Raw genomic sequence first — 14029 nt, forward strand, 5'->3', positions numbered from 1 at the left:
TAGCGTGGATTTTTTCACTGAATTATTAACCTTAAAAAATGAAAGCTTTTGAAATTAGTTAAAAAAAATGTCGCTCAATTTTTTTCGGAAAGAATGATAAAATCTACTTCAAAAACAATTGGGCAAATGGATGATTCGTTTGCAAAAAATACTAGAACATAATAGTAGCACCTACAGTTAACAATAAGTGTTTCAATTTGGTTACCTAAAAGAAATAAGGGAGTAAAACCACAATCGAATCCTTACAATTTATATAAGAACTAATGGTTTTATTGCAAGGTTAATTCAATTATTTTGAACCAATCGAAAATTCCATTTAAAGGCAAAACATTCAATAGGTATTTTACACTTAAGTTAATCTATTATAAGCAGTTACTTTTCGTTAAAAACTGTTGTTTTTCAGGTGATACAAAGACCTTACGAATGCATCCTTTTTGAAGACAATTTGTCGTCAAAAGAGAAAAGGCTAACCGTATATCGATTAGCCTTTTTTTATTTTATACTGTTAGAATTATTCTTGAATCAAATAAATCCCGTCTTCTTTAATCTCAATTACTTTATCTCTGTACAAAGCACCAATTGCTTTTTTGAATGTTTTTTTGCTCATCTTCAAAACAGTTTTAATGTCTTCTGGATGCGAATTATCATTTAATCGCAAGAAACCGCGACTTGCTCTTAATTCATTCAAAATCTTTTCAGCATTAGGCTCAATACTTTGATAACCTTGAATTTGCAACGAAACATCAATCTTATTATCAGGGCGAATATTTTTGATGTAGCCTCGCATTCTGTCCCCAGTTCGAATGGCATCATCATATACTTCGTCTTTGTAAAGCAAGCCTTTATGTTTTTCGTTGATGATTACGTTAATCCCAATCTCGGTAATATGCGAAACAATTAAATCTACTTCTTCTCCTTTTTCAACAGTAAGGACATCATTACTCAAAAACTGATTGGTTTTACTAGACGCAACCAATCGATTCGTTTTTTCATCCATATACAAATACACCAAATAACGCTTTCCTTTTTCCATAGGACGCGCTTGCTCTTTGAAGGGAACCAAAATATCTTTCTCCATTCCCCAATCCATAAAAGCACCTACTTGGTTGATGTAATTTACTCTTAGTAAAGCAAATTCATTCAATAAAATATAAGGCTCTAAAGTTGTTGCTACAGGTCGTTGTTCGTGGTCTAAATACACAAAAACTATCAATTCCTCTCCAATTTCAAATTCGTTTGGAACATATTTGTTAGGTAAAAGAATATCGTGTATTCCTTCTGGGTCTTGCTCAGGGTTGCCTAAAAACAAACCTACTTTGGTATCTCTTAAAATGGTTAGGGTATTGTATTTTCCTATTTGAATCATTTTCTTCTATTTTCTATGGCGCAAAGGTACAAAGACTTTGCTTTATTCTAGAGTTAAGCGTTGAGATTCTTCGATGTATCTTGTGAAGCTCGTCATTGTACTAGTGTTAATCTCCAAATCAAAATACCTAAAACTATTTTAATTGTTTAAATTTGAAAAAATCAAACTAACTCCAATGAAACCAACTGTACTTTTTCAACTCTTTTTACTACTCTTTGTAGTTCCAAATTTACACTCCCAAAACACAGCTTCCGACCCAGAAATCTTCAAAATGGTGAATGAAGTCAAAACCGAAAACCTAGAAGCCATTGTAAAGAAATTAGTTTCTTTTGGTACGCGACATACTTTAAGTGATACTAAAAGTAACACACGCGGAATAGGTGCTGCTCAGCGCTGGGTAAAATCAGAATTTAACAAATACGCATTAGCTTCCAATGGAAGACTGACCTCTAAAATTGACTATTTCACCATCAAGGCCGATGGCAAACGAATCGCTGTGGATAGCGAATTAGGCAATGTAATGGCAACCCTAAAAGGAACTGACCCAACCGATAATCGTGTATTAATAATTAGTGGGCACTTGGATTCCCGTGCTTCTGATGTAATGGATGCCAAATCGGATGCGCCAGGTGCTAATGATGATGGTTCGGGAGTGGCTTGTGTAATGGAACTAGCCAGAATCATGAGTCAAAGAGAATTTCCGTTTACCCTCATATTTGTAGCCGTAGTGGGTGAAGAACAAGGATTGTATGGAGCGAAACATTTGGCCGATATAGCCAAAGAACAAAAATGGAACCTGATTGCCATGCTCAATAATGACATGATTGGCAATAGTTTATCAAGCGGTACCCAACTGCGCGATAACACTCAAGTTCGCGTATTTAGCGAAACAATTCCTTATACCGAAACAGAGGCCGAAGCCAAAATGAGAAAAGCTACCAATCGCGACAATGATAGTCCGTCCCGACAATTGGCCCGCTATATCAAAACGGTAACCAATCAATATGTACCACAACTAGACATTCAATTGGTGTACCGTAATGATCGTTTTTTAAGAGGTGGTGACCATACTCCCTTTAGCCAAAATGGTTTTACAGCGATTCGTTTTTGTGAAATGAATGAGAACTATGACCATCAACATCAAAACGTTCGCAAAGAAAACAACATTCAATATGGCGATTTACCCGAGTTCATGGACTTTGAATACATGCGTAAAGTAACCTGCTCTAATTTGTCTACTTTCAGCAATTTAGCTTGGTCGCCCAAAGCACCAGAAAACGTCGGAATTGAAGTTAAAGAACTAACCAATTCATCCGTACTAGTTTGGCAAGCTCCACAAGGAAAACCCGTTTTTGGATACACCATTTTAATAAGAGAAACAAGCGCTTCTCATTGGCAAAAAGCAGTTTTCACAAAAGAAAACAAAATAGAAATCCCTTACTCAAAAGACAATTACTTCTTTGCCGTACAGTCTGTAGATGCTTTAGGACATGCTAGCTTGCCCGTATATCCAATTCCGATTCGTTAAAATACGCCTCGCATAGCTCAAAATCAAAAAGTTTTGATATTTTTGAAAACAACAAAAAAAACAATCATGAGAAATTCAAAATACTTAAAAGTAGTAGTCATTGTTTTAATCGTTCTTTTTCTGGTTGCAAGTGTAATCGGTTAAGCAAACGGCTTTCCATAAAACAAACAAAAAGCGCCAATTAAGGCGCTTTTTATTTAAAAGGTAATTCACTTTACTAGTTGTACACACTTTCTTTTTTGAAATGCACGGTCAACAAATAATATACCACTGCTCTATATTTATTGGCATTTGATTTTCCATACTGTTCCATCACAGCATCAATGGAACTATCTAATTCTGGCCCATCTGCAAGTCCTAATTTCCCAATCAAGAAATTCTTTTTTACCGTTTCTAATTCCGAAGGCTGACTTCCTGCTACAGTAGCGGAATCGGCATTGTAAATAGATGGTCCACAACCAATGGTTACTTTCGTAAGTAAATCCATGTCTGGAGTTACACCACACTTTTCTTTTAAATCTGAGGCATACTTAACGATTAATTCTTCTCTGGAACTCATAGAATAAAGTTTAAAATTTATTATTTGTTTTTTTTTTATAACTCTCTCAAATTTAAACATTTAATCTTTTCTATTATTACCAAATCAATAATTTATATCAACTCTTTAAAATATTGCAACAAAATCTTATCGTTTTCAACCGTTGGGGTGAAAATTTCTAATAGTTGAGGTTGTTCATTTTGTTGGAACAAAGTAGCAATGGCTTCATCTAAACTTGCAGCATCTGTCGCTTTGCTGTATGCTAAACCATACATTTTAGCCAAATGTTCCGCGGTTAAGTGATGTGAGGTTTCGAAAAAAGTATTAAAAACTGGAGTTTCATTATGTCCTGGTAAGATTCTAAAGATTCCTCCGCCTCCATTATTGATAAGGATGATTTTGAAATCTTTCGGAATATAATTGTTCCAAAGGGAGTTACTATCGTAGAAAAAACCAATATCGCCGCCCATAAAAACCGTTGGTTTTCCGTTGGCTACAGCCGCTCCAATGGCAGTCGACGTACTTCCATCGATACCGCTGGTTCCTCGGTTGCAAAACACTTCAATCGACGGGTCAATATCAATCAACTGAGCGTATCGAATGGCCGAACTGTTACTGATTTGCAATTGCGAATTTTTAGGCAAATTCGAAATTACTTTATCAAAAACCATAAAATCACAAAACGGCATTTTAGAAACATACCAATCGTGTTTTTGCTTGCGCAAATATTTCACATGCGCTAATTGGGAAGAATAAGAACTCTTTACCTTTTGTGCCAAAGGATAAAATGCGCTAAAAAAGGTATTCGGATGCACTTCAAAATGATACGTTAAAGCACCAAAAGTATCGTAAGCTCTCAAAGGGTCAATGTGCCAATGGTGTTTGGGCTTATACTTTCTTAAAAAAGCTTTGATGCGTTTGGACACCACCATTCCTCCAAAAGTCACCAAAATATCGGGTTGAAACTCCTCGAAATCTTCTTTTGTAAACGGCGTAATGATGGTATCTATATTGTTGACAAAACTCGGATGATGAATATTCGAAGTTGTTTCGGTCATCACTATAATCGAATCGTCATTCGCAATCACGTTAATCGACTTCGCATTGGCATCCAAACCACTAACGCCTACCAAAATCATTTTCTTTTTGGAAGCATTCCAAATCACCGCAAAAGGCGTTAAATCACCTAATGGTTTATCAACGGTAGCGGGAATCGTTGCATCAATATGAGCATTTACCGTAAAAGCTTCAACAGTTTCATACAATGGTTCTTCGAAAGGCGCATTGATATGAACGGGACCTTTTTGGGTAATCGAAGTAGTAATCGCTTCGTTGATTTTTACATCATTCTCGAAAGAAGCGTCTTCGGTTAAATTGGCATTGTATAACGAATGATTCAGGAAAACATTCTCTTGACGAATCGTTTGTCCGTCGCCAATGTCTATCTTGCTTTGTGGACGGTCTGCAGAAAGTACAATCAACGGAATCTGACTATAAAAAGCCTCTGCAAATGCAGGATAATAATTCAGTAATGCCGAACCAGAAGTACACACCACGGCCACTGGCTTTTGCGTTTGTTGGGCAATTCCCATCGCAAAAAATGCAGCGCAACGCTCGTCGGCAATGCTATAACAAGTAAAATCAGGATGACTCGCAAAACCAATCGTTAAAGGGGCATTTCGAGAACCTGGAGAGATAACTATTGTTTGAATTCCTTTGGCTAAAAAAATCTGAAGTATGCTTTGTGCTAAAGGTATTTTGGGATAAACCATTTTTGAATTTGGAAATTAGATGTTAAAAAAGTTAGAAGTTATAGTACTTCAACTTGAGCGGCAAAGTTACAAACTTGAGTACCGAAAACCTTCAAATCGTATCAATTTTTCCTATTTTTGGATAGAAATACTTTAAAAATGAAAATCGAAATCAGACCCTACCAAACCGAAGATACACAAGCCATATTGGACATCATCAACTATAACATTTTGCATTCAACCGCTTTGTATGATTACAACATCAGAACGTATGAACAACAAAAAGCGATTTTGTATGATAAATTGGCTAAAAAATTCCCTGTAATAGTAGCCGAAGCAGAGGGTCAAGTGGTTGGTTTTGGAATGTACAGCGAGTTTCGTTTTAGAGAAGCTTACAAATTTACTGTCGAACATTCTGTCTATGTAGCGAATGATTACCACGGAAAAAGAATTGGAAACGTATTATTAGCAGAACTAATTGCTTTGGCCAAAGCACAAAAACTCCACACGATGATTGCAGTTATCGATGCCGAAAATCAAGGTAGTGTGTTGTTTCATGAAAAATTCGGATTCAAAACTGTGGGTATCATCAAAGAATCGGGCTTTAAATTTGATCGTTGGTTGCATTCGGTATTCATGCAATTGATTTTGGAATAAAGTAGTTTTGTTTAGCCACGAATTCACGAATTATTATTTATCTATTCGTGCGTTCGTACTAAATAATAGCCACGAATGCACGAATTATTTTTTTATTGAATTAGAGGTAATTACCCCGTTATTTTTCTTTCAATTGGCTCCAGGTTTAGCTGGAGTTATGAAGATTGTTTTATTATCTAGTTTCAATTGACTCCAGCTTTAGCTGGAGTTATGAAGATTGTTTTATTATATAGTTTGAATTGACTCCAGCTTTAGCTAGAGTTATTAAGATTGTTTTATTATATAGTTTGAATTGACTCCAGCTTTAGCTGGGGTTATTAAGATTGTTTTATTATATAGTTTGAATTGGCTCCAGCTTTAGCTAGAGTTATTAAGATTGTTTTATTATATAGTTTGAATTGACTCCAGCTTTAGCTGGAGATAAAAGGAATGATTGCATTGGCTTTAGCCAAATAAAAGCAGCTAATTTTGGCTAAAGCCATTAAAACATTCAAATTTTACCCCTCCAACTAAAGTTGGAGGCAATTAATGTCCAAAAAAATACCTAAAATAATTACAATTAGAGTAATCTGTCGGCTTCGTTTTATTTTACAGATTCTTGAATTCGTACTAAATAATAGCCACGAATTAAATTTTAAATTCATAGCAGAAAAACAACACAAATTTTTAAGTTTTCTTGAATTTGAGTAATCTGTCGGCTTCGTTTTATTTTATTAATTCGTGAATTCGTGGCTAAAAAAATAAATCTCAATAAATTCGTGGCTAAAAAACAGAAAATAATTAATGAGTCGCCTTCCGCTTGAATGACTTATCTTTGCAGCTTTATTACGACTATGAGTTTCACATTGCTTTCTTCACCTTTACAAGGATTCACCGATTACCGATTTCGAAATGCACAACAAAAATATTTTGGCGGCATCGACACTTTTTATTCGCCTTATATTCGGCTGAACGGAAAATTACTCATCAAAAATTCCTATCACAGAGATTTACTCCCAGAAAACAATGCTACGCTTGAAGTAATTCCGCAAGTAATTACGAACGATGCCGAAGAATTTTTATTTGTTGCTCGCTATGTAAAAGAATTGGGGTACAAAGAACTTAATTGGAATCTAGGTTGCCCCTACCCGATGGTTACCAAATCAGGAATGGGTTCAGGGCTCATCAGCAATACAGAAAAAATCAATCACATACTCGACAGAGCGCATACCGAAACAGATATTATTGTATCCATGAAAATGCGTTTGGGCTACGAATCGCCACAAGAAATACTAGACGTCCTTCCTATTTTGGACCAATATCCCATAAAAAACATTGCCATTCACGCTCGTTTAGGAAAACAATTGTACAAAGGAGGTGTCGATTTGGAAGGGTTTCAAAACTGCATTGACACTACCAAACACAAGTTGTATTACAACGGGGACATCACTTCGGTGGCGCAATTTCAAAAGATGCAGCAACGTTTCCCGAGTATCGACCACTGGATGATTGGGCGCGGATTGATTGCAGACCCCTTTCTTCCTAGTATGATTAAAAACAATACTTTCGAATACCCCAAAAATAAAATGGAAGTGTTTAGCCAGTTTCATGATACGCTTTACGAAGGCTATAGCGAATCTTTATCTGGTGCTACTCATATTCTATTGAAAATGCACCATTTGTGGGAGTACTTTTCGGTGCTTTTTTCAAATCCACACAAAGTACATAAGCAAATTAAAAAGGCCAAAAGTATCCGAAATTACGAGGCTGCTGTAAAAGAAATTATAGCGAAAGAGTCATAAATTTTACCTGAAATTGTATGTAAATCGTTTTAAAACGGAACGCGGATGACTCAGATTGAAATGAATATCTTTAAATACCAGTAAAATTCTAACTTCAATTCAACAAGATTAGCAACTACTTTACTTTCATAATTTTCCATCAAAGACATCAGTTTTTCGTAAAAAAAATTTGCGAATTTGCGGTATCCATTCAATGTAAAAAATTGAATATACTCCAAAAAAAAGAGCCTGCTAAGCAAACTCTTTTTCAAATTAAATTTCTAAAACTAAATATATAAAACAAACTAACTTTTTATCCAATTCACAATTTTTGGGTCGGTTGGTAAGGTTCTAGGTGAAATAACATCAACTAATTCGCCATTTTCATTCAACAAGTATTTTTGGAAATTCCATTCAACTTCAGAATCTTTTAGTCCGTTTTTAGCTTTTTGAGTCAAAAACTGGTACACCGCACACATGTCACTTCCTTTTACCGAAACTTTATCCATCATCGGGAAAGTTACACCGTAATTTTGTTGGCAGAACGTAGCAATTTCTTCTTTGGTTCCCGGTTCTTGAGAAGCAAAATTATTCGCTGGAAAACCTACAATTACAAATCCCTTACTGCTGTATTCTTTATACAACGCTTCTAAGTCTTTGTATTGAGGCGTCAAACCACATTTGGAAGCGGTGTTGACAATCATTATTTTTTTCCCTTTCAACGTAGCGAAATCAAAAGTGTCTCCTGATAAATCGGTTACTTTAAATTGATAGATGGTTTCTTTGGCAAGATTGGTAGTCATAACTGTAGAATTAACTTTTGAGGTTTGTGCTTGATTTTGACAACTAAAAAATAGTAATGCTAGGCTTACTATGGAAACTAATTTTTTCATCTTATAATTTTTCATAAAAGTAACCATTTATTCGTTTCAAAAAAATCTTGATTAGATCAACAAAAGTTAATCTTAAAAAAAAAAATCAGCTGATGGTAAAACAGCTGATTTTGAATTTAAATGGTAGTAACGTTATTTTTTATAAAACTTCTTATATTTTGGATAGGTTAAGGCTCCGATGAACGTAATGATTCCTATGGAATACCAAATCCAACTCAATGATTTCGCTTCGCCACTCGCATAAGAATGTAAACCTACCAAATGGAAATTTACTCCATAATAGGTGAATAAAATCGAAAGAAAAGCAAACATACTCATCAAATTAAATATCCATTTTCCTCTTAACGAAGGAACGAATCGCATGTGAATCACAAAGGCATACACCATAATACTGATCAAAGCCCAAGTTTCTTTTGGATCCCAACCCCAGTAACGGCCCCAACTTTCGTTAGCCCATTGACCACCCAAAAAGTTTCCTATCGTTAGCATCACCAATCCAATAGTTAATGCCATTTCATTAATATAAGTTAACTCTTGGATGTTCAAATCCATTTTGGCTTTGTTCTTTTCATTAGTAAAGAAAATCAACAACAAAGAAACAAATCCTAGAATCATCCCTAGCGCAAACGGTCCATAACTCGCTACAATTACTGCCACGTGTATCATTAACCAATACGAATTCAAAACCGGTTGCAGGTTTGCAATTTCTGGATCAATCCAGTTCAGAGATGCCGCCCATAAAATCATAGCCGTAACAAAGGCTGAAGAAGCTACAGTTAATTTTGATTTTCGGTCAAAAGCCAATCCGAAAAACATCGTGGCCCATGCAATATAAATAATCGATTCGTAAGCGTTACTCCAAGGTGCGTGACCAGAAATATACCATCTAGCTATTAATCCAACCGTGTGTAATGCAAATAAAAGTCCAATAAAAACATGGAATCCATTAATTATGATACGCAACACTTTTCTATCTTTAAAAATTTGAATGATTGTAAAAATCAACATCATCATTGCCGCTAGCAGATAGATATTTGGTAATTTTTGAAAAACATCATACTTATTGTAAGCTATTTCAAGATCAATCTTTTCTTCTGAAGGTCTAACTTTTGTACCAAATTTCCTTTGATATCCATTGATACTTTCTAACAATTCATCAGAAGTGTCATACGATTGGGTTTTAATGGCATTATTCAGTGTTCCAAAATACAAAGGCAAAATACTTTTGGTATAGGTAGAATCCATCCCTTTTAAACCAGCTTCATTCAATTCTAAGAAGGAAACCCACTTTGAATTTTCATGATTGGGTATCGGGAAAATTTTCAAGATTCGTCCGCTCAACGCCGATTCCATCAAGTTGACTTTTTTATCCGTTTCGATAAAATCTTTTTCAAAACTATTAGGATTGGCTGCTTTGTAGGCTGCATCCAAATAAGGAGACAATTTGTAATTTCCTTTTTCATCAAAAAATTTGATAAATGGAACTAATTTAGCTTTGCTATCAACACCTATAATTTTACGAATACTGTCGTTTTTGGGTGTAATATATATCAAAGGTACTTCCAACCAAATATTCGCAAATTGGGTCATTGACAGAAACACTTGATCCGAGTTCATCCCTTTAAAAGTATTTTCATGACTCACTTTTCGCAACAATTCAGACGAAAAAGTATTGATTGGTTTCATCCTTCCGCCGGCATCTTGAATAATCAATCTGCCAAATTTAGCGGCATGTTCTGCTTTGACCGTATTGGATTTCAATAGCTCGTCCAATTCGGCTTCAGTTGGCGCTTTTCGGGTATGCATCACGGATTGCTCGTGATCATGGCCATCACCTTCTGCATGATTATGTCCTTCATGACTTTGTGCAAATCCTTGTAATCCAAAGAACAACAAAAAGACAGCCAATAATTTAGCCTTCTTATTCTTAACTATTTCTAACTTTCTTTTCAAATCACCAAAACGAGAATGTTTGGTAAATAAAATGGCCATCATTGCAAAATACAATAAAAAGTAACCCAAATATGTGATGTTGGTTCCCCAGAAATCATGGTTTACCGAAAGAATAGTTCCTTTTTCATCTGGATCAAAACCCGATTGAAAGAAACGATATTGTTTATGATCCAACACATGATTCATATAAATACGCGCATCGAAATTTCCAGTGGAATCCAAAACGGTAACTTGACTCTCAAAAGCCGAATAACTCTTTTCTGTTCCAGGATATTTGGTGGCAATAAAATCGTTCAACTTCACTTTGAATGGCAATTGGTATTCTTTACTTCCGTAGAAAATAGCAAAATCTAATTTTCCGATTTTTACAGTTTTTACATCACCCGTTTTTCCTTTAGAACCCAAAACCGTTACTTTTTCAGTCTTTCCTTGTGAAGTGATGCTCAATTCTAAAGCATCTTCATGATTTTTGGCTTTAAAATCATTATTAGATTCATATGCCACAACACCTTTAATAGCAGGTTCTGGAAATACAATACGCTTTTCACCAATAGAATATAAAGAACGCATCATCAAAGGTTGCACCACATCTTTGGCTACTTTTCCTTCCAACTTATCCGCCATACGCATAAAATTTCCTTCAAATGGAGTTTGTATAGTGTATTCTTTTCCTGTAGTTGTGATATTGATAGCGCCTTCGGTGTATTTATTCAAAGCATACAATACGTTGTGAATGTTTTGTACTTCACCTTCTTTCAAGAAATGTTCTTCTCTTCCACCATCTCCGGCTTCTACAATCTTTAAATATAAAACTCCTTTGGGATCAGGTTTGATGTATTCTTTGGCACCCATGATAAAGTTTTCGTAATTGACTTCGAATGGAATGTCGGCAAAATTATCCGCAATCGAAAAATCATTGTTGGTTACTGGAGATAATAACACTGGTTTTTCGAAAGTACGACGCTTTGGTTCACCTTTGTATTCGCCATCCACAAAAACAGTAACAAAAGTTTTGTCAGAATAGATTCGGCTTTCTGTTGCTCCTTCACGAATGGGCATCATGCCTTCGTAACTAATATAACGCGTAATGAATGCGCCAATGATGATAAAAATAAAAGCCAAATGCAGCAATAAAGTAGCCCATTTTTCTTTTTTCAATAACTGATATCTTTTGATATTTCCGAAGAAATTAATCAAGAAAAAAACATGAATGGCTTCGAACCACCAAGCATTATAAATCCATATTTTGGCCGTATCCGTATTGTATTTACTTTCTATAAAAGTTCCAGCAGCCATAGCAACTGCATAAACAATAAACAACACCGCCATCAAGCGAGTGGAAAACAAAAAAGAGTAATATTTTTTATCCATTTAAATTACAAATTGGTTTGGTAAAAGTGTCGCAAAAGTACTTAAATATTATCACAAGGAATGACGACACTTGTTAATTATATCTAAAAAGGCCATGAAAATTAACTTTTTAAAGTCATTTTATCGCTCTTCTAAATTTAGTCCGAAATAAAGCAGTTTTTATAGTAGTACCACTCGTACTTAGCTCAAAAATAGTCTAGCCTTCTCTAAATCTTCAACCGTATCAATACCAATACCCACGTGTGCAGTTTCGACCATTTTGATACGTTTCCCGAATTCCAAATAGCGTAATTGTTCTAGTTTTTCGGAAGCTTCTAGGGATTTCATGGGTAAACTGTAAAAATCCAATAAGGCTTGTTTTCTAAAAGCATAAATTCCAATATGTTGCATATAGCACACCCCTACATTTCTCTCTCTTGGATAAGGAATTACTGAACGTGAAAAATACAACGCAAATCCATTTTGATCCACAACTACTTTTACATTATTAGGATTATTAATTTCGTCTTCATCTGTAATTTCTCGCATCAGCGAAGCCAAATCCACCTGATGATTCGTATCCTTTTTAAATACTTCAATTACTTTAGCTAAAGGCTCTGCATTGATGAATGGTTCATCGCCTTGCACATTGACCACAACATCTACATCAAGATGTTCCACTGCCTCTGCAATACGATCACTCCCCGACTCATGCTCTTTGATACTCATGATGGCTTTTCCTCCGTTTGATACAATTTCATTATAGATGATATCAGAATCGGTTACCACAAACACATCATCAAAAAGTTGGGTGTTAATGGCGGCCTCATAAGTTCTTCTGATGATTGTTTTTCCACCTAAATCTTGCATTAATTTTGCCGGAAATCGCGTTGAGGCGTATCGAGCGGGAATGACTGCTATTATTTTCATTGTTTTATTTTTATTGCCGTTAAGGCTCTTAAAGAGTAAAGTTTTAAAATTTAAAGGACTTATTTAGGGGAAATCATTTTTAACCACATAGGAAAAGTATAAAATTTTTAGTTCTTATAAGAAAGCAATAGACGTTTTACTGTTCACAAAGTTACTATGTGTGAAATAGACCTATTTATTACATCAACAGCATTCAAAGATGAATATTATCCTATTTAAAATTATTTTTAACAAAGATATAAAATCCATATTTTGTGACAACACGAAAGACTTTAACTCATTCGTAATTGTTGTTTTTTACCGCAAATTCACAAATTACACCCATTACTATTTAAATTAAAAATTTGCGAATTAGCGGTCATTTCAAACAATTACTCCACAAAACTATCGTCTTTAAATCCTATCAAATATAACTTATTTTTGGCACGAGTCATTGCGGTGTACAACCAGCGAATGTAATCGGTGTCGATTCCGTTAGGCAAATACGGCTGTTCTATAAAAACCGTATTCCACTGTCCACCTTGAGATTTATGACAAGTGATAGCGTAGGAAAATTTAACCTGTAACGCATTAAAATACTCATTGTTTTTGACCTTTTGAAACTGTTTGTATTTCGTTTCTCCTTCGTAATCTTTCATCACTTCTTGATACAATCTGTTCGATTCTTCATAAGTCAAAGAAGGAGATTCGCTTTTTATCGTATCCAATAACAAAACGGTTTCCAAAGGTTTTTGGTTGGGATAATCGACCATTCGGATTTTGACTTTGGCAAATTTGAAACCATAGAGCTCTTTGATACCAAACATTTCAAGTACTTCGATAATATCACCATTGGCCACAAATCCGGCTTCGTCGGAATCTTTTAGCCAAAAATAATTGTTCTTGACCACCATCAAAAAATCACCCGTAGCCAATTCACTTTCTTTATCCAAAATTTTGGCCCGAATTTGTTCGTTGTACTGATTGGCTCTTTTGTTGGAACGTACAATAAAAGCGGTGTCCTCAATGCTGTAGTTACTATAGGCCGAATGAATCGCATCTTGAATATCGTAGCCGTCCACGAGTCGAACGATATCTTTAAATTTTTTCAAATCAAATTGATACTCGGTAACAAAAGAATCTTGGAGTAATTCACGCAAAGCCGTTGCATTGAACAAAATACCCGAATCTTCAGCTTGTCGCATTACCTCATCCAACTCAATATGATCGACTTCTTTGTTGTAATGCAACGATAAAGTTTGAATATCTAAGGCCGGACTAATATCTAAATTGACAGGTGGCAACTGAGCCGTATCTCCTAAAA

At 35.2% G+C, this 14029-nt stretch carries 10 protein-coding genes; 3 read left to right on the forward strand and 7 right to left on the reverse strand.

The features are described 5' to 3' along the window. Window positions 1-511: 511 nt before the first annotated feature. The gene (locus BXU11_RS13800; RefSeq protein WP_078212936.1) at window positions 512-1366 is read right to left on the reverse strand and encodes a S1 RNA-binding domain-containing protein; all 855 of its coding nucleotides are present in this window, start codon (window positions 1364-1366) and stop codon (window positions 512-514) included. Between the two features lie 175 nt (window positions 1367-1541). Here BXU11_RS13800 and BXU11_RS13805 point away from each other — a divergent pair, with 175 nt between their 5' ends. Continuing rightward, window positions 1542-2894, forward strand: coding sequence for a M28 family metallopeptidase (locus BXU11_RS13805; RefSeq protein WP_078212937.1), 1353 nt, complete (start codon window positions 1542-1544; stop codon window positions 2892-2894). Between the two features lie 217 nt (window positions 2895-3111). Here the strand turns inward: BXU11_RS13805 and BXU11_RS13810 are convergent, their stop codons facing one another. Both BXU11_RS13810 and menD read right to left on the reverse strand, forming a co-directional pair. Beyond that, window positions 3112-3453, reverse strand: coding sequence for a DUF2853 family protein (locus BXU11_RS13810; RefSeq protein WP_024982524.1), 342 nt, complete (start codon window positions 3451-3453; stop codon window positions 3112-3114). A gap of 92 nt (window positions 3454-3545) precedes the next feature. After that, entirely contained in the window at window positions 3546-5204 is a 1659-nt protein-coding gene (gene menD / locus BXU11_RS13815; protein ID WP_078212938.1) for a 2-succinyl-5-enolpyruvyl-6-hydroxy-3-cyclohexene-1-carboxylic-acid synthase, read from the reverse strand. A gap of 138 nt (window positions 5205-5342) precedes the next feature. Between menD and BXU11_RS13820 the strand changes: the two genes are divergently transcribed. Together BXU11_RS13820 and BXU11_RS13825 are read left to right on the forward strand one after the other, a co-directional pair. Continuing rightward, a complete protein-coding gene (locus BXU11_RS13820; protein WP_078212939.1) occupies window positions 5343-5840 on the forward strand; it encodes a GNAT family N-acetyltransferase in 498 nt (165 codons plus the stop codon). Window positions 5841-6673: 833 nt separating this feature from the next. Continuing rightward, a complete protein-coding gene (locus tag BXU11_RS13825) occupies window positions 6674-7621 on the forward strand; it encodes a tRNA-dihydrouridine synthase (RefSeq protein WP_078212940.1) in 948 nt (315 codons plus the stop codon). 284 nt (window positions 7622-7905) lie between these two features. Here the strand turns inward: BXU11_RS13825 and BXU11_RS13830 are convergent, their stop codons facing one another. From BXU11_RS13830 to BXU11_RS13845, 4 genes are all read right to left on the reverse strand, one after another. Beyond that, window positions 7906-8493: a glutathione peroxidase gene (locus tag BXU11_RS13830; protein ID WP_078212960.1), complete on the reverse strand. Its 588-nt coding sequence runs from the start codon at window positions 8491-8493 to the stop codon at window positions 7906-7908. A 132-nt stretch (window positions 8494-8625) separates the two neighbouring features. Beyond that, window positions 8626-11817 (reverse strand): cytochrome c biogenesis protein, encoded by a 3192-nt coding sequence (gene ccsA / locus BXU11_RS13835; RefSeq protein WP_078212941.1) that lies wholly within the window; start codon window positions 11815-11817, stop codon window positions 8626-8628. 180 nt (window positions 11818-11997) lie between these two features. Then, complete coding sequence (gene kdsB, locus BXU11_RS13840) at window positions 11998-12726, reverse strand: 3-deoxy-manno-octulosonate cytidylyltransferase (protein ID WP_078212942.1); 729 nt, start codon at window positions 12724-12726, stop codon at window positions 11998-12000. A 371-nt stretch (window positions 12727-13097) separates the two neighbouring features. Beyond that, window positions 13098-14029 (reverse strand): ATP-dependent RecD-like DNA helicase (locus tag BXU11_RS13845; RefSeq protein ID WP_078212943.1); only part of this gene is annotated, 932 nt, incomplete at its 5' end.

Origin of the sequence: Flavobacterium sp. LM5, from assembly GCF_002017945.1 — a bacterium.
Classification (GTDB): Bacteria; Bacteroidota; Bacteroidia; order Flavobacteriales; family Flavobacteriaceae; genus Flavobacterium; species Flavobacterium succinicans.